The organism is Pseudoalteromonas sp. GCY (assembly GCF_016695175.1).
Classification (GTDB): Bacteria; Pseudomonadota; Gammaproteobacteria; order Enterobacterales; family Alteromonadaceae; genus Pseudoalteromonas.
Window position 1 is genome coordinate 140,252 of sequence record NZ_CP068023.1, and the last position, 24,495, is coordinate 164,746.

Genomic DNA, 24,495 nt, shown 5'->3' on the forward strand with positions numbered 1-24,495 from the left:
AATGACAGAGCAAACATTTAATCCTTTAGATATTGCAGTGGTGGGAATGGCTGGACGCTTTCCTGATGCCGATAACGTTGAAGCATTGTGGCAAAACGTTCGCAGTGGTCATTGCGCTATTGAGACTTTGACAGAAGAGCAGCTGACGGCTGCGGGGGTAAGTGAAGCACAGCGCAGCCACCCTGATTATGTCAACGCGTCCATCCCATTTGCAAATAAAGCTCAGTTCGATGCGGAGTTTTTTGGCTATACACCAAAAGAAGCAACACAATTAGATCCTCAACAGCGCCTATTTCTGCAAACGTGTTGGCACGCTTTGGAGCATGCAGGCTTACCAACGAGTGGCCAGTTCACAGGCGTATTTGCCGGTTGTGGTGTGCCAGCATACTTACTTAAACATTTATTGCCGCAGCAGCAAGACAATGACATCACTAGCCTCTTAGCGCTCACCAATGGCAATGAAAAAGACGCGCTGGCTACTCGCATTAGTTACGAACTTGATTTAACTGGACCTGCGGTAACGGTGCAAACGGCTTGCTCAACCTCTTTAGTCGCCGTACACATGGCCTGTCGAGCGTTGCAAAACTATGAGTGTGATGCAGCCCTTGCAGGTGGTGTGTGGCTCAACTTACTCGACGAACAAGGATATCTTGCGCCTGCTGGTGGCAGCTTATCAACCAGTGGTAAGTTGAGTGCATTTAGCGAACACGCCGATGGCATCTTAATTGGCAGTGGCACTGCTGCTGTGGTATTAAAACGTGTGGCAGAAGCGATAGAAGATGGCGATCACATCTTAGCAGTGATTAAGGGATCTGCGATTAATAATGATGGCAAAGACAAAGTTGGCTATACCGCGCCAAGCGTCACGGGGCAGGCAAATGCGATACGTGCCGCTTTGGAGTTTGCAGATGTCGAGCCGCGCTCTATCGGCTACATTGAGAGCCATGGCACCGGCACAAAGCTTGGCGACCCAATTGAAGTCGCAGCACTATCACAAGTTTATCAGCACACTGAAAAACAATATTGTGCCCTTGGCTCAATTAAAGCAAATATTGGTCATTTAGACTCAGCGGCTGGTGTGACTGGTTTAATTAAAGCTATTCAAGCCTTGCGCTACAAAGAGATCCCGCCGAGCATTCATAGCTCGCCTCAAAACAGTAAAATTGATTTCGAAAACAGTCCGTTTTATTTACCTGAGCACGCGCAAACATGGGATTGTGATGGTCCTCGCCGCGCTGCGGTCAGCTCTCTGGGAATGGGGGGGACCAATGCACACGTTATTTTGGAGGAGTATTTACCTGTAACTGAAAAGGTCGCAAGCGCCCCCGCACCATGGCACATTTTACCAATTTCAGCGGCTAATACAGCTAGTTTAGCTAAGCAGCGTCAACAGCTTGCCAAAGCCATAACACAGAACCCACAGCAATTGACGCTTATAGCTGCACAGCTGCAGCATAAAAAGCGTAGGTTGCCTGCAAATCAGGCTATTGTCGCAAAAGATGAAGCGCAGGCAATCGAGTTGTTAAATCGTGAATATGCCGATGAGATAGTGAAGAAAGCAGAGCAGATAGGCTTGCTGTTTTCAGGGCAGGGCTCACAGTATGTGACGATGGCACAGCCTTTATATCGTCATGTTACAGAGTTTAAGACTCACTTCGATGACGTACTAGCACGTTTCCCAAGTAAATTACGTGCAGAACTAGAAGCGGTATTTTTCCCCTCCGATGAGCAGATATTAGCTGCCAATCAACTCTTAAATCAAACTAGGGTAACGCAACCTGCATTGTTTGTTGTGGCTTATGCTATGGCTAAATGCTATCAAGCGCATGGAGTACAAGCCCACGCGATGTTAGGTCACAGTATTGGTGAATATGTTGCGGCTTGTTTAGCGGAGGTAATGTCTGTAGATGATGCCATTCATCTCGTTGTTGCAAGGGGGGAAGCGTTACAGCAAATGGCAGAAGGCGCGATGCTTTCTGTTATGGCAGATGCCGATACTATTGCGCCTTTCCTCAATGCTGAATTGGATATTGCAGCCTATAACAGCCCGCAAAATACGGTGGTGGCAGGAACAAAAGCGGCGATTAAAATGCTGCAAGGTGAATTAAAAGAAAAGCAGGTCAGTTGTACCCGTTTACACGTCTCTCACGCATTTCATAGTCATCTAACTGAGCCCGTGTTAGCTGTTTTTGCACAGGCGTTTGCAAAGGTTGAGCTCAAAGCGCCAAAAATTCCTTTTGTCTCTAATATCACCGGAGAATGGATCACAGATAGCCAAGCGACCTCAGTACAATACTGGCTTGATCATATCCGTCAGCCAGTTGATTTTGCTAAAGGAATTCAAACGCTGGCGCAAACATGCCAAGTATTAATCGAAGCAGGTCCCGGTGATACCTTACAAAAACTGAGTAGTCAAAACCTCGGTGAGAAAGCAATAGTCCTGCACTCAATTGCCCATGTAAGAGACCTAAAGTCCAGCGTGCCACCGTTTGCGAAAACCCTTGCTACATTATGGCAATATGGCCTGCACATTGATTGGCACAAAGTTACGAATTATCCCCATGGTCAAAAGATGCTTGCACCAGAGTATGCATTTGCAAACACAAGCTTCTGGCAAGCGGCACAAGCCAATCAGGATTCTGTGACTGACGCGCAATCTAAGCCTGAACTATTAGCTCCAGTGTGGCAACAGGCGATGCAAAACCTTGCGCCAAGCGCACCTTTGAGTGGTCAGCGGTGGCTGGTAGTTTGTGATGATAGCCCATTATGTGAAGCCTTAATGGATGCGTTGAATGCAGAACAAGTTTCCGTATTACAGCTTTGGCATGGTAATGATTTTGTTCAGCAACAAGAGCAAGTTTATCGCGGTAATACTCAACAAATAGAAACGTTTGAGACCATTATGTCGCAATCTGATGATATTGTTCGAGTCGTTGATTTAAGGTTACTTGGGGCTGATACCCTGGCGTTTACTAGCCACTTGGCGCTACTGCAATGGGCTTCGGAACATAAAATAGGGGTAAGTTTAGTTGCTACTGGACTTTTCTCTGTGTTAGGCAATGAAGCGGTATCACCATCAAAAGCGACAATTTTAGGTGCAACTAGAGCCTTGTGTCATGAAGTCCCTGAGTTGTTTGTACAGGTGGTTGAAGTCACTGAGGCAGAGTCATCGACAAACAGTAAAACCTTAGTTTCAACAATACTGAAAAACTTAGCACAGAAAAGCAGCATAGAGATTGCTGTGCGTGGTAGAAATGCTTTTAGCTTGTCACAGCAAGCAGTGACTGAAGTGGTAACAACAGTATCGGGACCGGATAATCCAGTTACTTTTATTACAGGGGGATTAGGAGGTGTAGCGCTTATTCTCGCGAATAAACTGGCGCAGCAAGGACATAAAATCGCGCTGTTGAGCCGCCGAGCCATACCCACAGCGCAACAATGGCCTGAACTCGCTGTTAATAACGAAAACTCAAAAGAGCAGGCATTATTTACTCAGTTGAACGAGTTAAAAGCACTCGCACCAGATCTGATGGTGTTGCAAGGGGACGTAACAGATTTGGCAGCATTAACCCGTGCCATAGCCCAAGCCGAAGCGCAGCTCGGTCATATCAGCCACGTTGTTCATGCAGCCGGCGTTGCTGGAGGTGGTGTGTTATCTCAGTTAAGCCCGCAGCAAGTATCTGAAACCTTAGCTGCAAAAGTATCTGGTGCCAATAATCTATTACAGGCATTCGCGCATCATCAACTAGCGAAAATGATATTTTGCTCGTCGCTCGCCTCTGTGCTTGGCGCCTTTGGGCAAGGTGACTATTGTGCTGCAAATGCGTATCTAGATGCGCTGCCTTATCGATCTTTACCATTCCCGGTATGCACAATCAATTGGGATGGATGGGATAACATAGGTATGGCTGCTGGGCAACAAGTGGCGAGTGGCTTAGGACTCGATCGTGAACAAGGTGCGGCGCTGTTTATACAAGCCATCTCTGCCGACTTGCCACATCTTTACGCTGCAGCCATGAACTGGGCACAACGAGAAGCTAAGTTGCAAGAGTTACTCACTACAGCAGTGATTGCCAATCCTAGCACTAACAGCGTGCAACAAGGAAAATCTCGCCCTGTTATGGATGTTGAATTTGAAGCGCCAGAAAGTGAGCTTGAACAACGTCTTGCAACACTATGGAGTGAGTCACTTGGCTATAGTGAAGTGGGTATTTTTGACAGCTTCTTTACACTCGGTGGTGATTCGCTTATTGCAATACAAATGATAGCGAAAGCTAAACAGGCCTTCGCTGTTGAGATAGCTCCAGCTGCATTCTTCGAAGACCCAAATATCGATAATCTAGCGTTTCTTATTGAAGAAGCGTTGCTCGCAGAGATAGAAAATCAATAACTAGAACGGGTGGCTATCACCCGTTTTTTGTATTTGCTTCACCTCTTACTTAAGTCCGTCTTACTTACCCTATTCGTCGATGAATGATTTGATTTTTAAACAGCACTCATTAAAAAGGATAATTATGAATTCCAATACACTGCTCATCCCTTTGCTATTATTTGGCCCATTGGCCTGTCAGGCTGATCATTCGGCAGCACAAAGTAATATAAAACACGCTTCGAAACTAAAAGCCAAAATCACCCGAACCGAATTTGGTATTGCCCATGTTAATGCCAGCAACTTACGTTCATTAGCTTTTGGTTCTGGGTATGCTCAAGCGCAAGATCATGGCTGTGTGCTTGCCGATAGCTATCTAAGGGTTCGAGGAGAACGTGCTAAGTATTTTGGACCGGATCACTATCAAGCTGGTGATAACCGTCATGTAATGTCTGATTATCTATATAAAATTGCTGATATTTATGGGCAGGCTAAGCTCGCTTTTCCGACGTTATCCAAAGATACTCAAGCTGCCGCAGAAGGCTTTGCTGCAGGTTTTAATTTGTATCTCACTGAAGTGCAACAAGGTAAGGCAAGGTTAGAACCAACTTGCCAAGATGAAAGCTGGGTGCAGCCCATAACGGCCGTTGATGTACTTGCTAACATTGCAGCTGCGGGAAGCGGCGCGAGTCTTGGTCAGTTTGCTACTGCAATTTTGCAAGCACATCCAGAGCAAGGTAATGCTTGGCTGCCCAGTGCATCGGAACCTCTAAAGCTAACCTCGCCGTTAGCTGCAGTCCCTGACGGCGATAAGCTTATGACACAAGGCTCAAATGCTTGGGCTATCGGTGCCGATTTTAGTGATGATGGTAAGGGGATACTAATGGCGAATCCGCATTTTCCCATGACAGGGCAGATGCGTTTTTGGGCCTATCATGCCAATATTCCTGGCGAACTAGATGTGATGGGAGCATCATTGCTGGGCTTTCCTGCGGTAGTGAATATTGGCTTCAATCATAATATTGCGTGGAGCCATACTTACTCAGCATCGACACAAAGTGTGATTTACCGTTTAACATTGGATAACACAACCCCACTTGGTTATGTTTTAGATGGTGAATCTAAACGGATAGTGGAAAAGGACATCGTTGTCGAGGTATTGAGTGCATCAGGTGAGATGCAATCCTTACATAAGCCTGTATATAAGGCTGAGGGAGGGATGCTGATTGAAATCCCTGGTGTATTAGATTGGACAGAACAGCATGCGTACATTTTAAAAAATACTAATTTGGATAATTTTGCTGCTATCGATCATTGGCTTGCGATAAATAAAGCGCAAACTTTGCAGGAATTTCAACAAAGCTTTAAAGATCATAATGGCTTAATGTTCAATAACGCGATTTATACAGATAAAGATGGTCACGCATTTTATATTGATGCTGCCAATGTACCGCATTTATCATCAACAGCTCTTCGCTATTTGAATGAGAATGCGTTGGCAAAACAGTATTTTGAAAAGTTTAGAGTACCAGTGCTACCCGGTGATGATTCCGCTTATTATTATCAGCAAAGTGTACCATACGCAGAAAAGCCTAAGCTTGCACGCAAGGACTATGTGCAAAATGCCAATGATTCATATTGGCTTGCAAATGCCAGTGCCCCAATTGCTAAGGTTTCTCCTCTTTATGGTCAGCACAGTGTTTTACAAAGTCGTAGAACGAGATATTCTTTGGCGCAAATAAGTCATCCAATTGGTGACGAGCAAAAATTTGATGCTGATGAAGTCACCGCAATTCTGTTAGCCAATACCGCACAAATCACCCCGATTATTGATACTGTCATTGCAGCGTGCGAGCAAAGCTGGCAAACCAAAGAGGTTACGGTCAATGGTCAAATTTTTGCACTAGCCCCAACATGCCAAGCAATTAAAAAGTGGGACGGGCGTTTTGAGCAGTCTTCATTGGCTGCACACTTAGTGAGGGAGTTTGTTGCAAGAGTCAATGATCGAGAAGACTTCGAGGTTAGTTTCAACCCGCAGGACCCAGTAAATACCCCACGAAATATCCGCATCAATGAAGCGCTTTTTAAAGAGCTTGCCATTGCTGGAGAAATTGTTCGTCATTCAGGCTTTGCACTGGATGCACCGCTTGGCGATATACAGTTTTTTGAACAGCACGGGAAGCGCTTTGCTTGGCAGGGAAATATGAATGTTGAAGGTGGACTTAACGTGTTCGCTACGCAAAATCGCCTCGATCAAACTACATTTGCTCCGATTGCAGCGCCGTCAGTGATGACACCGTACAACGATAGACCGCTGTGGAGTGGGTTATCGCAACGAGGTTATGAGTTGCACTTTGGTTCAAGTTGGATGATGGTTGTTGACTTCGATGACTCAGGGGTGAAGGCGAAAGGCTTGTTAACTTACTCTCAATCACAGCATCCAAACTCGCTCAATGCTAATGACCAAACACAATACTATAGTGAGCAAAATAAGCTGGTAGCACTGCCTTTTCGCAAAGCTGAAATTGCGGCAAAACGTGTTTCTACGCAAATCATAAAGCAGTGATAATACACTGATCATAAAAAGGGGCTTTGCAGCCCCTTTTTATGATTCAAGATTAAGTGCTTATGTTAGAAGCGATACTTCATGCTTAAGTTATATGCACGAGGTTCGCTATACTTTTTAGGAACGAATCCATACGTATCGTAAAACGTTTTATCCGTGAGGTTGCTGACACTCAATTTAAAGCTTAACTGTTTTGAATGGTCATACTTGATATGAGCATTTACTAGCGTTTGACTGTCTTGCTCTGCGCGTACAGCACCACGACGACCACCTGCCGGGAGGCCAAGATCAACACCAGGCACACTTAAAATATCTACTTTTCGGTCTGTATCCCATGTTGCATTTAAGCCGAAACTCCACGCTTCATAGGTATATTTAGTGCTAAAATTAAGCGTTTGTCTTGGTGCATATAAGTTGATGTCTTCACCATTTTCATCAACCACATCAAAGTCACTGTAGCCAATATTGACCTGCCAATCTTCTGTAATGTTGGCATCCAGTTCGATTTCAAAGCCATCCGCTTCGGCACCATCTACCGGGCGATATCTTGCAGGTCGCTGATCGGCATATTCCGGAATAACAACGCCAAAGTCTTCCTTCAAGCTGTCAAAGTAAGCCATGTTTAAGCGTAAGCGGTTATCAAGTAAGTTTGCTTTAAACCCGACTTCGACATTGCGTGCAGTAATAGGAGTAAGTTGTTTTAAGTTGACGTCGACTTTGTCTAGCTGAGGCTCATACGCATCGGTATAGCTAACATAAGTACTGACCCGTTCATTGATGTCATAGACGAGGCCTAGGTATAAGCTTTCACCAGTTTCGTCACCCTTATCACTAGAGAATCCACTCCAAGCGAAATCTCGCTCATTGGTGCGCTCATAATCGAAAAACTTGATACCCGCAATGGCATGTAAATCATCGGTTAGCACGAGCTTACTACTAATCGCTAAGCTTTGCTCTTTAGTTGTCTTATCCCAATAACCAATAAACTGCTTGTCCGTAGCGGTTAAATGTGATGCTGGATGAAGGTTATTATTGATGGATTGCAGCGGGTAGAAGATAGTTCTGGCATTTTCATCTAACTCTTCATAACGGTCATCACTAGACTCAAAATCAGCATTTAGATAAGTCACATTCACTTGATGAGCGCGGTCAAAAAGTTCAAATCGGCCAACCAAGCCTAAAATAAAGTTGGTACCATCAACGGTTTCAATCCAGCGGCGGTCACCACCTTGCAAACCAAGTCCGGTTTCTTTATCAGGGTTACCACTGAAATAGGTCATAGTAATGTCAGCTTCCGTTTTGCTGTACTGTGCACCAAAGTTCAGTTCCCAGTCTAAGTTGATTTGATGAGAAAGCTTGAAGTGATAACTTTGATGGGTATTACCATTGTAACTATCCGGAGAAGAGAGGTTGGTTTTTTTATCTACCTCAACAGAAGAACCATCAGAATAAAAAATTGGCAGCCCCCATGGTGATAGCTTTAGCTCATTATCTTGATAGTGCACGGTAAATGACGCTTCGGTATCTTCAGAAAAGTAATGATGTAGCTGAGTGTAAGCAACGATTTTATTGCTGTTCTCTTTGTCTACGTAACTATCTTTGTCTTCATACGCGAGAATAATACGACCTGCGAGCGCTTTATCATCGCTAAGTGCGCCTGTGGCGTCAACGTGTGTGCGAACTTTATTCCAAGAACCAAATTCCGCACCCACTTCAACAAAGCCATCGCGATCTGGTTGTTTGGTAATAACATTCAATGTCGCTGAGGGTTGTCCTGCTCCCGCCATTAACCCAGCCGCACCTCTGAGTACTTCAACACGATCATAGACTATGGTATCTAGACGGCTTTCCTGTGGGCCTGCGATAGAAGTCGGTAGGCCGTCTTTAACAAGTGCATTAATTAGATAGCCACGAGAAGTAAACTCGGTATTGTCACCAGCGCCAAACTTATAACGAGAGATACCCGTTGTTTGAACCAGCACATCTTCCAAATCGTCTAGTTCAAAGTCATCCATGTACTGGTGACTTAACACAGTCACAGACTGAGGTGTTTCCTTAACACTAAGGTCTAAGCCTGTTGGACCTGAATTTCGTTTAATGGGCTGGCCCACAACATCGATCCGTTCAATGTTGTTACTGCTTTTTTCAGTGTTGGCCTGAGCATTTGGAGAGAAGTAGACCAGTGACAGCATTAAGGTTAATGCTGTTGATTGATGAGCTTTGCTTCGCATGGGTTTTTCCATTCCTGATTTTGTTATTTTGGCAATAATTGAGCGCACTGAGTGCGCTTCCTCAAGGACGAAAAGTCGAAACAAAAATTTAGTAAAAGGAATCATTTTTATTTGCGACTGTTTTTTTCATTTTTTCACTCGTCTACTTGCCAAGTAAAAGTGGCAGTTGCATTGTCCTAAATTGGAGACCGAAAGTGGAAGCACCAACGAGAAAACGCCAACGAAAATCTAGGCTACACTCGACATCAACCCAACAGCTAAATGACTTGATAAAACAAAGGGCAAATACAACTCAAATGAGTTTACCGAGCCGCTCCGAGTTACAGGCTAAAGCACCGTTAACAGCCGCACAGCAAAGGCTTTGGTATGCTTGGAAAATTGCACCGAATGATAAAGCTTATAATTTGGCGGGCTCTTTGTATTTCGATGGACAGCTAGATGCTGAGCTGGTGAAGCAAAGCTTCGCGGTACTACAGGATCGTCATGGTGCATTACAAATCCAATTTACTGAAACGCTTGAAGGTGTTTTTCAGCAGCAAAATCCCCAACTAACTTTTGAATTTGTTGCGCTGTCGCAAGTGCAATCAAACCAATACTTGATCACTGAGGCGCTCACGCAAGCAATGCGGCCATTCGACTTGTTGTCAGATCCATTACTGCGTGTGGTATTGATCACACAAGATAGGCGTTGCGAACTGTTAATTGTCATGCACCATATCATTACCGACGGTACTTCAATGCAAATCTTGTTTGATGAGTTTATAGATGTGTATCAATTGATTGCCCTTAATAAGGAGCCGTCAATTGAGAAAAAAGTCGACTATATTGACTATGCTTTGTGGCAATCCAAGCAAGAAAATAGCGCGAAACTCGAACAGCAAAAACATAACTGGGTAGCACGGTTACCACAGGGGATAGAAGCAATCACCTTACCGGCAACAGAGTCAGCAAGGCGGTTAGACACCTATATAATGGCGACTCATAGTATCACTTTATCAGAAAGCGTGGCTGAGATGGTTAGCGCAGCAGCAGAGCGCTTTGGTACGACGCCTTATCTGGTTATGCTTACCGTCTTCCAAATGACATTACAACGTTATAGTGGTCAACAGGATGTGTTAGTCGGCGTACCCGTTGCAAACCGACATTTAGCCGAAACTTTGGGTGTGATCGGTTTTTTTGTCAATACTCAAGTCAGCGCCCTACGAATTCAAGATAGCGATAGCTTTGCGACACTGATAGCGCAAGCAAAAGATCATCATCACTTTGCGCAATCTAATCAAGATTTACCATTTGAACAGCTTATCGACGCGCTAGCCGTTGAGCGAGTCAATGGCACACATCCGCTCTTTCAGGTGATGTTTAACTATTTACGTCGTGATAAACAAAGTGCCAAAAAACTAAATAATATCGCGTTAACCCATACCCAAGCGCATCGCTTTACTATGCCGTTTGATTTACATTTAGACATTATTGATATTCAAGGTGAAGGCGTTCAGTGCCACTTTTATTACGCTAAGGAGCTATATCAAGCGTGTTTTATCGCGCAATTGCAAACTGCATTTTTGTCTGCGCTTACTCACCTTAGTGCATTAGCTGCGGTGCCAGTGACACAGGCAAGTTTATGGCAAGGTGATGTTGTGAGTCGATTGCCAAGTGGTCCGCGTGTTCAAGCGCCTGATGATCTGCTTACTCAGCTACAGCGATATGGCCATCGGCAGCCAGCAGCGATAGCGGTTTCAGGTGCATCAGGGGCGCTCACCTACAAAGAGCTGGTACAACTTAGTGATAAAGTTGCTGCAATACTGCAAGCGCAAGGCCTCAAACCACAAAGCTTAGTGGGGCTGAGAATGTCCCGTGATATCGCATCATTAGTGTGTATTTTTGGTATCTTAAAAGCAGGAATGGCGTACGTTCCTATTGACGCTTCACTGCCTATATCACGACAGCAATATCTTATTAAGAATAGTCAGCTTACACTCGTGGTGAGCGATTTTGAAGCCATACCTGAGATAAGCTGCGAGCAATTGAGTTATCGGCAACTAATGACTCAATCGAGCACAGAACTTGTGTTGCCATCACGTGATGGTAAACAACTCGCTTACGTGCTCTATACATCGGGCTCTACGGGATTACCAAAAGGAGTAGCTGTCACCTTAGCGGGGCTAAACAACTACTTAGCGGACGCAAGCTCGCGTTATATGCATGACTGTAAGCGTGCGGTGGTGAGCTCGACCTTGTCTTTTGATGCAACGATCACTAGCTTGCTTGTGCCTATCTACGCGGGTAAAAGCGTGCAGATGATAAATCAAGATGACGCACTGCTAAATCATGTTGCAGATAGTATTCAACAAGCAACTGAAGATACCTTATTTAAACTCACACCTGCGCATCTTGATGGGCTATTAAGCCTTGGTCGTGACATCGTTTCGTCGTGCCACCACTGTTTTGTTATAGGTGGTGATAAGTTGATGTCTGGTACTGTTAGTAAGCTTCGCCGACAGCTAGTCAATAGCCGATTCATTAATGAGTATGGCCCGACAGAAACGGTGGTAGGGTGCTCTGCATATACGGTGACGCCTAAGTCGTGTGTAGATTATACCGTTCAGCCTATCTCCAATGCGTTAAGTAATACCATGCTATTTGTGCTGGATAAGTACCTGAATCACTGTCCCGCCAACGCGGTTGGGGAGCTTTACATTGCCGGGGCGGGACTTGCTCAAGGTTATGTTGGACGTGCTGATTTGACCGCTGAACGCTTTATTGCGAACCCATTTAGTGATGATGGCAGCCGTTTATATCGCACAGGAGATATCGTGCGCTACGAAGCGGATGGGACTTTGTTGTATCTCGGACGCAGTGATAATCAGGTTAAAATTCGCGGTTATCGTATTGAGCTTGCAGAAATAGAAGCGCAGCTTTGCGCTTTGCAAAACATAGATGAAGCAACCGTAATAGTTGATGAAAGCGCAAATTCCTCACGCATTATCGGATATGTTGTGGCCAGTGAAATTGATGAGCAGGAAGTACTTTCTCAGTTAGCAAAGTATCTGCCTCAATACATGTTGCCATCCACCATCATCGCTTTAGAGCGCTTACCATTTACGGTGAATGGCAAAGTAGATAAAGCTGCGTTACCAAAAGTGGATATACAAGCTGATATAAACTTTGTTGCACCACAAGGAGCAATAGAGCTATTGGTTGCTGGGTTATGGCAAGCCCAGCTTGGTCTTGAGCAAGTGAGTCGACACGATAGTTTTTTTAAACTAGGCGGGGACTCCATTATTGCACTGCGCTTTATCGCCGCTCTCAGTCAAGCGCTTGGCTACAGCGTAGCGCTTAAAACGCTGTTGCTAAGCCCTGTACTGTCGCAGTTTGCAAAGGCGATTGAATTGGCACAAGGTACTATTACAGCGCTCGAAAAAAGGCCACAGGATCTCCCTGTTGTGGTGTCGCCAGGGCAAAGAAGTTTATGGGTTGCGCATCAGCTTGCAGCAAATAAGGGCCAAGCCATGAGTTACAACATGTTTGGTGGTGTTGATTTACGCGGCAACTTGGATATAGACAAATTACAATACGCATTAGATAAGTTAGTTGAGCAACAGTCTGCGCTGCGGACGCGGTTTGAAGAAATAGAAGGTGAAATTAGGCTAGTGACCGTTGCTCACAATCGTATTGTGATTGAACAACAGGATTTAATTGCATTGACTGAAAGTGCAAAAATGCATGCGCTCGCAGAACAACAGCAGCAACTGTCATTGCACCAATTCGACCTTGCAGCACTTCCCCTTATTAAAGTTAAGGCCGTTTGGCTTGCGCCAGACCATCTACGTTTGCTGGTGAATATGCATCATATTATTTCTGACGGTTGGTCCATTGCGATTTTTATTGAATCGTTGAGTCAATTTTATGGTGATACTGATCAAGTGAAAGGGGCTGAAATTCCCTATGACTATGCTGATTTTGCGTATTGGCAACAGCGGCGTTTACTAAGTGAAGAAGCAACTAAGCAACAAAGCTACTGGCGCAATACATTACGTGATGCACCTGCACTTTCGTTATTTCCTGCGCATAAGCCTTTATCTGAGCAGGCTAGCGATCTGGGAGAAGAAGTGCGATTGGTGTTATCTGTTGAGCAAAGTGAGCAGCTTAGGGCGTTTGCCAAAGCACAGAATGTTTCTCTAAACTCGGTAATGATGACCGCGTACTTATTGTTCTTACAATTTGTGACCAAACAACAAGACTTAGTGATCGGGACTGATCTCGCTGGCAGAGAAGTACCGGAGTTGGAGGCTATCATAGGTTATTTTGTGAAAGTCCTCCCTGTTAGAACCCAGCTATCTTCAGCCGCCACCATGGAAGAAATACTGAAAGAAGTGCACCATGCGTTAGCTGTGACGGTGGAACATCAATTGATGAGCTTAGATGAAATAATTAAGCAAGTGAATCCACCCAGAAACCAGTTTAATGCTCCGATCCTACAGCAACTATTTGTAATGCAAAATGCGCCAAAGCCAAGTTGGCAAGTAAAGGGTGTCTCATTTTCCCCCGCCGATATTGATTTGCCTAAGTACAGCAAGTTTGCCAATGCGTTATTTGTTACCCCTAATGACGAAATTGAATGTACTTGGTTATATCGAAAAGCGCTTTATGATCAACCCGCTATGGCGGCTTGGCTGGAGCAATGGAGTCAGCTTCTATTATCTCTCACAGCAAAGCCAAATACGGTGATTAGCGAACTCTATCGTTCTATATCATCTGCTACAAACAATAGGCCAAAGCTCAATAAGTTTGCCAAATTTAAATCGCGGTAAGTGATTACTGAGCGATAACGATAAAAGCCAAGTGAGTAGGCTTGGCTTTTAAAATGAAAAGTAAATTTCAATAGCGCTATACCGTCTTACTGATACTTTGGCCGCCTCGCGGTGTCAACTTTGAAGATAGGCATGGTGTAAATATGCAAGATGATTTTTTAGCGGATATTGATAGCGATATATTGAGTTTACTGTTAGAGCAAGATGCCAGCGAAGGGATCCCTCATCTATCCGGTCATACCGCACCCTTATCATATTTACAGCAACAGCTTTGGACGCTGCAAGCATTAGATGAGTCGAATACAAGTTATCTTATGCCTGTCGTTTTTGAAGTTCATGGTCAAGTCGATGCCGTCAAGTTAGAGTTGGCTTTACAAGCTGTGATTGCCAATCACAGTGTATTTAGAACGCAATTTATCGCAAATGGTAATGAGCCAACACAAGTTGAGCTAGACAGTGCTGTTTTTTCGTTAGAACAAGTTCGTAGTGATAAATGCAGAGCGAGTTATCTGGCGAGCGAAGAATTAAAAACTTGGTTAATGACAGCTAACGATTTAACACAAGTGCCGCAACTCAAAGCTCAACTCATCAGTTGCGCCGATCAGTTGCAAATTCTAGCATTAAGTTATCATCACCTCGTTTCTGATGGTTGGTCTAACAACCTGATTTTGGCCGATCTAAAAAGCGCCTATCAGGGACTTACCTTGTCTAAGCCTGCATTACGTTACCTTGATTTTGCACATTGGCAACGCAGCGAACTGTCTGACACGCATCCTGCCATTGGGTTTTGGCAGCATTATTTAAGTGCCCCGCGACAACCAGTGCAATTACACCAGCAGCGTATCACGTCTAATAAGCTAAGCTCAGAAGGCGCGCGTCAGCAATTTACGCTCAATACGCCGTTAGGTGTGGAGCTTAATGATTTTTGTAAACGAAATCAGGTCACGCCGTTTGCATCCTTGCTGGCGGTATGGCAGTTATTGTTATCTCGCCACCAAGGGAATGATCAATTTGTTGTTGGAGTCCCCAACGCGGGTCGCTCGCAAGAGCAAGTGCAAGACATCGTTGGCTGCTTTATTACCACGCAAGCCTATCGCTGTGAGGCCCATGCTGCTCGATCTTTTATTGATGTTGTGAAACGAATACAAGGACATGCACTTACTTGCACGCAATACAGTGATGTACCGTTTGAATATGTGTTGTCGGTGTTACCAGAGCATCGCGCTGAGCAGTATCAAGGTAGTTTTTTTCAAGTGGGGTTTGATTGCCAACCGCAGTTACAAGGACAACTCAATTTCGCTGATTTCTCGCTTGAACCTGTCGTGGGGGGCAATACACAGAGTAAGTTTGCCATTGCGCTATCGGTGCAAACTAGCGAGGCCAATATAGCGTGTGAAATTGAGTACGATCTCGCGCAGTTTGATCTCCAATATATACAGACATTACAACGAGAGTTTTGTTTGCTGCTTACCCATGCGCTCGGACATGAAAATGAGACCATTGGCAATTGGATTGATGTGGCCTACGAAAATCAGCGCCCATATTTACCTGAAAGTAACGCGAGTAAGGGTAAAACCTTGGCTCAAGTTGAGAAGTTAACGCACACCTTAATTCGCCAACAGGCACTTGCCACGCCAACAAATACCGCAATGATTTTTCAAGATCATCACTTTGATTATCAGTGGTTAGAAGCACATGCTAACTATATTGCCTCACAACTACAAACTTGTGGAGTGCAGGCTGGGGAGGTTGTGGGTATTGCACTGCCAAGGTCCCCTTATTTAATAGCAAGCTTGCTGGCGTGCTTTAAGTCTGGAGTGACCTATTTACCACTGGACGCTAAGCTGCCCGAAGATAAGCTAACTCACATGATAGAAGATAGCGGCTGTGTTTTGGTATTGGGCGAGCAATTGCACTTATCATCACTTCCTTTGATAGCGGAAGATGCATTAGTTTGCTCGGATACATCGGGTTGGTTTACACAAGACTTAGCAATTAACGTCCATCCCGAGCATATCGCTTATCTTAACTACACCTCTGGCTCGACGGGTCAAGCGAAAGGGGTGGCGGTAGCACATGGAGCGCTTAGCCGTTATATATTTACGGCAGGTGATTTTATTAATCTTACTCAACAAGATGTGGTTTTACAGTTTGCGACGGCGAACTTTGATGCCTTTGTTGAGCAGGTCTTCCCAACCTTGGTGGTTGGCGCTGCACTGGTTATTCGAGACGATAGCTTGTGGGATGCACAACAATTATTTGAGCAGGCCAGTAAACATCGCATCAGTGTTATGGACTTAAGTGCCGCTTATTGGCGCCAAGTAGCTGAAGATTGGTGTTATTTAATGCCCAAGCACAATTGGCGCTTACCGGCTTTACGACAGGTGCATTCCGGTGGCGAAGCCATGTCAAAACAAGCAATCAGCGCTTGGCGACAAGCAGGCTTGGCAGACGTAAAATTGGTCAATACCTATGGACCCACCGAAATTGTGGTGGAGGCCGCAATCTTTGATTGTACTGAGATCGATGTTGCGCATATCGACTCTGTTCCTATTGGTACTGCCATTGCAGAGCGTAAACTCTATGTACTAGATACAGAGCTAAACTTAGTACCACAAGGGCAAGCGGGTGAACTCTATATCGGAGGCGATATTCTGGCTCAGGGTTACTTTGACCGAGCCGGTCAAACTGCAGCAAGCTTTGTGGCCGACCCATTTAGTGATTCAGGCAAACGTTTATATCGCACTGGAGATTTGGTGAGATGGAACGAACACGCGCAACTTGAGTTTATTGGCCGAGTCGATAACCAAGTCAAAATCCGTGGTTTCCGAGTCGAGATTGAAGAAGTAGAGCTTAAATTACGTGCGATGGCAGGCGTGAGTGATGTGGCTGTTGTCGCTCAGCAGCATGCAGGAACAACTAGGTTACTCGCTTATCTCTGTTCACATAGAACGGCACAAGACATTCAAGCCGATACCAGAGCGGCGCTACCCGAATACATGGTTCCTGCAGTATTTATACTAATGGATAGTCTGCCACTGAACGCCAATGGCAAAGTGGATCGTTCAGCTTTACCTGCACCCAAGCACCAAGAGCAAACGCAAATCACGGCCTGTGTTGGTGAGGTTGAGCAATTGATCGCTGCAATCTGGTGCAAATTATTTAATCTGGAGCAAATTGGCCGAGATGATAACTTTTTTGCGCTCGGTGGCGACTCGATAATTTGTTTACAAATGGTGTCTTTGTGTCGTCAAGCCGGTTGGGAAGTCTCACCTGGAGATGTATTTGAAGCGCAAACCGTAGCGAGTATAGCGGCGCTTGCCGTCAAGTTGGCTGAGCCAAATCCGAGCGACATGGAAGAAGTTAAAGGGCATGCACCACTTTTGCCTATTCAGCAGGCCTTTTTTGAGCAGCGAGAGCATGCACCAAATCATTACAACCAAGCGGTCATGTTGCGCTTGGAGCAAGCGTTGGATTGGCATGTACTCCAGCAAGTGATAGGCCGACTCATTCAGCATCATGATGCCCTAAGGCTAACATTTAGCAAGGACAGTCAAGGTTATTGGCAACAATCTTTTGGCGATTATCACGAGTCGATGCTGGCGCAGGTTTTCACAATGCATCAAGTGGAGTGTGAACAGCTCACTCCGCTGGCAGAGGAAATACAAGCAAGCTTGAATATTCAAGATGGGCCTTTGATGCGTGCGGCAGTGATGACAGTAGCCGACGGCAGCTATCGTGTCTTGCTGGTGGTTCATCACTTGGTGATTGATGGCGTGTCTTGGCGCATTGTGTTGGATGATTTAGCAACTGGCTATGAGCAGTTGCTAAATTCTGCTGATTGGCAGCCACCAGCCAAGTCGAGCAGTGTGAAAAAGTGGGCCGAAGCGCTACAGCACTATGCTGAAGCGTTTGCTGATGAAGCTAATTTTTGGCATATGCAAACCGCGTCTCCTTTACCTTTCCCATATAAGAATGCAGACGCAAGTGCAGTTGAAGCCAACGTAGCAACCGCAGAACATCAATGTTCTGTAGAGCTCACAACACAGTTACTGACCCAAGCAAGTCGGCCATATCGCACTCAAGTTAATGACTTATTATTGAGTGCGCTGAGTGAGGCGGTGTATCGCTGGCTAGGAAAAGATGAATATGTGCTCCATTTGGAAGGACATGGTCGAGAGCCTTGGCAATCAGAGATTGATTTGAGTCGAACTGTGGGTTGGTTTACCGCTATGTTCCCGCTAAAACTATCGCGCCACGGCAACTGGCTCGACACGATTACTGGCATAAAAGAGGCTTTGCGTAGGATCCCAAATAAAGGAATTGGCTATGGCGCACTTAAGTATGCCAATTCCACCACACCTACACATTCGCCAGAAATTGCGGATATAGAATTTAACTATTTAGGTCAGTTAGACAATAACTTTACCAGTGATGGTATATGGCAACCTGCTGTTGAATCTACAGGGGCAAGCCATAATGGCTTGGCAAAGGTGACGAGTGAGCTGGCGATACAAGCACAGGTCTTAGGAGGGCAGCTCCAGATCCGCGCAAGTTTTGTTGAGGCTCGACTGAGCACAGGCGCAGTGAATGATTTTATGAGATTGTTCCAGCAATGCTTGGAGGAGTTGGTAAGCCACTGCGAAACAGCAACCGCAAAACTAAGTCGGTCTGATGTGCCACTAGCGCAACTCTCGGACGACACATTACGTCAGTTAGATGCTGAGAAAATCAGCAAAGTTTATCCTCTTTCAGCGATGCAAGAAGGCATGCTTTTCCACGCTTTGTACAGTGACAATAGTGCTTACATAAATCAAATGCAGTTCGCTGTAACCGGTTTAGATATAGACGCATTTAGCGCTGCTTGGCAACGAGTGACAGATCGCCATGATGCGTTAAGAACGGGCTTACTCACCCAGGTCACGCCGCCACATCAATATGTTGTTACATCGCATCAGGCAGATATCACGGTACTTGATTGGTCTATGAAAAGCCGAGATGTACAGGCTGAACTCGGTCAGTTGGCAAAGCAGCAAGTGGCATCAGGCTTTAATTTAGAGAAAGACATTGGCTTTAACCGTGTGGTTATCGTTCGACTCAATGCCACGCAATACAGAGTTATTTGGACCAATCACCATTTATTCACTGACGGCTGGAGTGCTTCTCGAATGATGGGCGAACTACTTAGTGCCTATCAAGGACAAGCGCTGACGGCTGTAACTGGTCAGTACGACAGTTATATTGCGTTTTTACAAGCACAAGACCAAGTGCAGAATAGCCGTTATTGGCAACAGCAGTTACAACTATTGAGTGAGCCTTGCTCGCTGTTCAATCAAGCGGAAAAATCGCATGTAGCAGAAAACCAAGCCGGTCAAACAAGCAGGATTATTGACTCCACACGGACCGAAACCCTCCTGTCTTTTTGTCGTCGCCAGCAGATCACGGTAAACACGTTGATCCAAGCCGCATGGTCATTGGTATTGAAAACCGCTCTCGGACGCAATGCCGTCTGTTTTGGCTCGGTGACCTCAGGGCGACCACCGCAGCTTCCCCAAAGTGATAGCATGCTCGGTTTGTTTATCAATACGTTGCCGACCATAGTAACGCTGGAGCCAGAATTGCCCGTTGGACAATGGTTGCAGCAGCTACAACGCCAAGGCATGGCTGCACGTGAGCATGAATATACTCCCTTAAGTGATGTTCAAAAATGGGCAAGAGAAGGAGGATTGGACTGCCCAAATGGATTATTTGATACATTGGTTGTCTTTGAAAACTACCCGATAGCGGAGGCACTTCAGCAAGCTGATAAGGGATCCACGCAATTCGAGCTTGTGGCTAGCCGCGAAGAGACGGATTACCCACTGACGGTATCGATTTCACAGCAAGAGACCATCGACATTGCTTTTCACTACCAACTCGCAGCATTAAATAATGTTGAGGCAAAGCACTTACTTGAGCGCTTTGTACTTATTATTTCGCAGTTGGCGCAAGGGGTGATGCAGCCGCTTGGCAATATAACCGCATTGAGTGCGGAGCAGGAAAAGGCATTACTTGAACTTGGTGATCCCCGAAGCAGGCAGGAAACACAAAAAGTCGATATTATTGAATGCTTATACCAGCAAGCTGAGATACATCAGCATAGTGCACGGATCCACTTTGAAGACCAGTCACTGAGTTATCAGGCTCTGTTGGCACATAGCGAAAAGATAGCCGATGGTCTCCAACGCCAAGGGATCCACCGTGAAGATCGTGTTGCATTATTAATGAGGACAGGACTCGATACGCTCGCAAGTATCTTAGCCATTTGGCAGCTTGGTGCAATATACGTCCCTCTTGATTCCGACTCTCCAGAATCCCGTCTGCATGATATCCTTGCAGTGAGTAAACCGCGATTGGTGCTACATCAAGGGAAAGGGCTTGAGCACTGTGCTGTTGAGCAAATTTCTCTTAGCAATATCATAAACCTAGCGAGCCACGCTAAGCGAGAAGTATCTATTCAGCATCCACAGCAATTGGCATACCTGGTGTTTACCTCAGGCTCTACTGGCAAACCAAAAGGGGTTGCGGTCACACGAGCTGCACTATTGAGCCATTGTTTGGCAATAGCCGATGCTTATCAATACAAGGCCGCCGATCATGCTTTGGCATTTGCTTCATTGGGCTTTGATGCTGGGCTTGAGCAGGTTTTTGTGCCGTTGTTAATGGGTGCCCAACTCACTATGGTGAATGGTAAAACGCTATTACCAGAGCAGTGTAGTGAACTCATCACTGCCAAGCAGATCAATATCGTCGACTTACCGCGCGCCTATTTACAGCACTTACCGCATCTTGATGCGGTTCGCTTGTGCATTGTGGGTGGCGAGGCTTGGCCAGTGCAAGAACTACTTCAATGGCGTCAGCGTGCACCTCACACACAATTTATCAATGCTTATGGGCCAACAGAAACAGTGATCACGCCGACCATTTGGCAAGACGATAACACTTCATTGCTCGACAGCGTTTATGTGCCGATTGGTTCAGTCGTTGGCGAGCGTCATGCCTACGTGTTGAGCGAAGAGCTTAACCTTACGCCGCAAGGTGGAATTGGTGAATTGTACATTGCAGGTACGTTGGCACAAGGTTATTTTGCTAGAGCGGATTTAACCGCAGAGCGCTTTATCGCAAACCCATTTAGCGATAAAGGCGAGCGCTTATATCGTACAGGTGATCTGGTGCGTTGGGGCAAGCAAGGCGAACTTGTTTATCACGGGCGTGCGGATCAACAAGTTAAAGTACGCGGTTATCGAATTGAATTGGCTGAAATCGAAAAGCAGATCACGGCAATACCTAGCGTAAATAGTGCACTGGTCCGTCTGCAAGAAACTCAGCAAGGGGCACAGCTAGTTGCTTATGTGATAGGAGAGGATCTGGATCTCAATGCGCTGCAAACACAAGCTCAGCAGAGGTTACCTGATTATATGCAACCGGCTCATTGGTTTGCATTGGCCCAATTTCCGTTGACTATAAACGGAAAAGTAGATGTAAAAGCGTTACCTCAGCCCTCACGGCAAGCAAGCCAAACTGAAAGCCATGCAATGAACACTCACGAAAAGCAACTGGCGGTGATTTGGCAGGCGCTATTAGGCGTTGAAGCATCATTCCATAGCCAATTTTTCCATGCGGGTGGGGATTCTATTCTAGCTATGAGGTTGACCTCGCAAATCAATCAAACATTTGGATTGAATCTAGGGGTCAGGGAAATCTTTGAGCACAGTGAATTTACTGCGTTGGCACAATATATCGCTGAGCAGCATCAAGCGAATAGGGAAGCTGAAGCGGTTGCACTACAAGCACTGCCTTTCGAGCAGCAAGTGCCCGTATCGGCGGAGCAGCGTAGTCTCTGGATCACGGACAAATTAAGTGAAGAAAAAGATAAAGCGGCTTATAACATCACTACGAGTGTGAATCTCTTTGGTGAGCTTGACGTGGTAAGTCTGCAGCAAGCATTTACTCTGTTACTGGCGTGGCATCGTACGTTCAGTTATCGCTTTATTGAGTTAGAAGGAGATGTGGTTGCGCTTTACAGTGAGGAAAATGAACTGAATTGGCAGTTCGTGAAACTGACTGATAGCTTAGAGCAAAATACGCAAGAGGCGACCGAGTTGCGTCAACACTTCGAGCGCACACCGTTTGATTTAGCACAAGATGTTTTACTAAGAGTGTTGCTGGTCGAGATTGCGGATAAACACTATCAGTTAACCATTAATATGCATCACATCGTCAGTGATGGGTGGTCTATGGGTAACCTGGTGCAGCAGGTTGGTGAGTTTTATTTGGCACAGGTTGAGAAACGCGAAGCCGTTTTACCCGCGCTGCAAGTTCAATATAGTGATTATGCTAAGTGGCAGCAGCTGCGCTTGGTAAGTGATGAGGCGCGCGAGGTTGCTCAGTATTGGCGTACTCAATTGGCCGATGCACCTATGCAAACCCTGATCCCACTGCATTCACCGCGTCCTGAAAATAGTGATACAAAAGGTGAAGTCATCGACTTTACCATCGTGGCTGAGGTACGCCAAGCCATCGAGCAGTTGGCGCAACATCAGCAGTGTTCTGTCTTTAGTGTACTACTGGCAAGCTACGCGGCGTGGTTGTATGAAATAACTGGGCAGCAAGATTTAGTGCTAGGCACTGATCTGTCGGGACGAGAACATGCCGACCTAGAACCTTTGATCGGGTATTTTATTAGGGTACTTCCATTGCGTATCCGCCTTACTGGCGCTATGGGCTTTGCTGAGCTGTGTGCGCATGTTCAACACACCTTACTCGATGTACAAAGCAATCAGTTGTTTACCTTAGATGGCGTGATTAATGAGGTCGGAGTACAAAGAACTGCGGGGTTGTCGCCATTATTCCAACAGCTTTTTGTAATGCAAAATACGCCAAAGCCGGATTGGCCAATTGAAGGGCTCAATATGGAAGGGCTCTCCTCTACAGATACATCGAGCAAGTTTGACTCAGCAATCTTTATTGATGCTCAAAAGAGCGCTTATCAAGGTCGTTGTTATTACAAGAGCGGACTATATCGACGAGATAAAATGCAAGTTGCACTGGATAGATGGTTAGCGTTGCTTGGGCAGTTAGTGCAACAGCCCGCACTAAGCTTAGCGACGTTCAGACCGCAAATTAGCAAACAGGCGAGTCAGAATAAGTTTAAATCAACGAAGTTTGCAAAGTTAAAGAAGTAGCGAACTCCATATCATAACTGGTTTAACTATCTGTATAAAAATGAGGTGCGAGATGCACCTCATTTTTGATTCAAATCAAGTAAATCTTCTACTTTGTAGTAAAGAAAATAATTTGTCTTACGTCATATCGCTAAGCAGACCAACTCAAGGTAGCAGGGCGATGTTCTATTGGAGGTCCGATAGTTCATTACCGCGGATTGGTATGAGTCTATGACAGGAGAAAACGATGACGTCCACTGTGCGAAAAGGTAAATTTTCATCACTTAAAAAAGGGGTAAAACCCGCAGCTAGCGCTACTCAGGCTGCAACTTCTACGACATTTTTCCCAGGAGCTGAAGGGTTTCCTGCGGTGATCCAGCCAACCAGCAAAGATTTGGACCCGTACATTTGGGCTGAAGCAAATCGAGACTTTATAGAAACTAACTTGCTGAAATATTCAGGGTTAGTCTTTCGCGGCTTTGGCCTAAAAACACCGCAGGAGTTCGAGCAGTTTGCAAGTGCGATTCAGCCTGGGCTTTATGGTAATTATGGTGATCTGCCTAAAAAAGAGGGCGGCAAGAAGACGTATAAATCAACACCCTATCCTGAAAACAAAATGATCCTTTATCACAATGAGAGCTCTCACTTAGAGCAGTGGCCTCGTAAACAGTGGTTTTTTTGTGAACTACCTTCTCCTGTTGGCGGTACAACCCCGATTGTCGATTGTCGTCGCATGTTATCTGTGTTGCCAAGTGAGTTGGTTAAGAAAATTGAAGAAAAAGGCCTGCTCTATCTTCGCAATTTCCACAAAAGTGTGGATGTAAGTTGGCAGCATTTTTATAAGACCAATAGCAAAGCAGAAGTGGAAGAGCGACTCCGTGCAGCAGGTATTGAATACAGCTGGTTAGAAAACGATGGCTTACAAACTAAAACTAAAACCCATGGGGTAATAGTCCATCCGCTTACGAAAGAAAGGTCGTTCTTTAACCAAGTTCAATTGCATCATATCGCCTGTTTGGAGCCAGAGGTTAAAGAAAGCCTTATTGAACTGGTAGGTGAGCAAAGATTACCTAGGCATGTCTACTTTGGTGATGGAAGTGCGATTAGTGAGGAAGAAATGGCGATTATTGGTGCCGCATACGAAACCTGTGCTGTTCGCTTTGACTGGCAACAAGGAGATGTAGTGATGCTAGATAATATGCTTGCTGCACACGCAAGAGATCCATTCGAGGGTCCACGAAAAATCGTTGTTGCGATGGGGGACATCTATACGCAACAAGAGTTACAACACGCAAATAACGTACAGTAAAAGGTA

The 24,495-nt window shown here is 45.5% G+C and carries 6 protein-coding genes; 5 read left to right on the forward strand and 1 reads right to left on the reverse strand.

Annotated elements, in window-relative coordinates; all coding sequences use genetic code 11:
• The first annotated feature begins 1 nt into the window (after position 1).
• Together JJQ94_RS05925 and JJQ94_RS05930 are read left to right on the forward strand one after the other, a co-directional pair.
• Positions 2 to 4,390 (forward strand): type I polyketide synthase, encoded by a 4,389-nt coding sequence (locus JJQ94_RS05925; protein WP_099031310.1) that lies wholly within the window; start codon positions 2 to 4, stop codon positions 4,388 to 4,390.
• 124 nt (positions 4,391 to 4,514) lie between these two features.
• Positions 4,515 to 6,935, forward strand: a complete 2,421-nt coding sequence (locus JJQ94_RS05930) for a penicillin acylase family protein (RefSeq protein WP_099031311.1) — start codon at positions 4,515 to 4,517, stop codon at positions 6,933 to 6,935.
• 65 nt (positions 6,936 to 7,000) lie between these two features.
• On the opposite strand, the gene JJQ94_RS05935 is transcribed toward JJQ94_RS05930, so the two are convergent.
• A complete protein-coding gene (locus tag JJQ94_RS05935) occupies positions 7,001 to 9,166 on the reverse strand; it encodes a TonB-dependent siderophore receptor (protein WP_099031312.1) in 2,166 nt (721 codons plus the stop codon).
• 194 nt (positions 9,167 to 9,360) lie between these two features.
• On the opposite strand from JJQ94_RS05935, the gene JJQ94_RS05940 reads away from it, so the two are divergent.
• The 3 genes from JJQ94_RS05940 (at position 9,361) to JJQ94_RS05950 (ending at position 24,489) form a co-directional block, all read left to right on the forward strand.
• On the forward strand, positions 9,361 to 13,977 hold the full coding sequence (locus tag JJQ94_RS05940) for a non-ribosomal peptide synthetase (protein WP_099031313.1): 4,617 nt from the start codon (positions 9,361 to 9,363) through the stop codon (positions 13,975 to 13,977).
• Positions 13,978 to 14,120: 143 nt separating this feature from the next.
• A complete protein-coding gene (locus JJQ94_RS05945; protein ID WP_099031314.1) occupies positions 14,121 to 23,201 on the forward strand; it encodes a non-ribosomal peptide synthetase in 9,081 nt (3,026 codons plus the stop codon).
• Positions 23,202 to 23,427: 226 nt separating this feature from the next.
• A complete protein-coding gene (locus JJQ94_RS05950; protein WP_099031315.1) occupies positions 23,428 to 24,489 on the forward strand; it encodes a TauD/TfdA family dioxygenase in 1,062 nt (353 codons plus the stop codon).
• Positions 24,490 to 24,495: the final 6 nt, after the last annotated feature.

Excerpts from the sequence above, each read along its gene's own strand:
- JJQ94_RS05930 (WP_099031311.1), top strand. The coding sequence starts at position 4,515 with ATGAATTCCAATACACTGCTCATCCCTTTGCTATTATTTGGCCCATTG.
- JJQ94_RS05935 (WP_099031312.1), bottom strand. The coding sequence starts at position 9,166 with ATGCGAAGCAAAGCTCATCAATCAACAGCATTAACCTTAATGCTGTCA.
- JJQ94_RS05950 (WP_099031315.1), top strand. The coding sequence starts at position 23,428 with ATGACGTCCACTGTGCGAAAAGGTAAATTTTCATCACTTAAAAAAGGG.
- JJQ94_RS05925 (WP_099031310.1), top strand. The coding sequence starts at position 2 with ATGACAGAGCAAACATTTAATCCTTTAGATATTGCAGTGGTGGGAATG.
- JJQ94_RS05945 (WP_099031314.1), top strand. The coding sequence starts at position 14,121 with ATGCAAGATGATTTTTTAGCGGATATTGATAGCGATATATTGAGTTTA.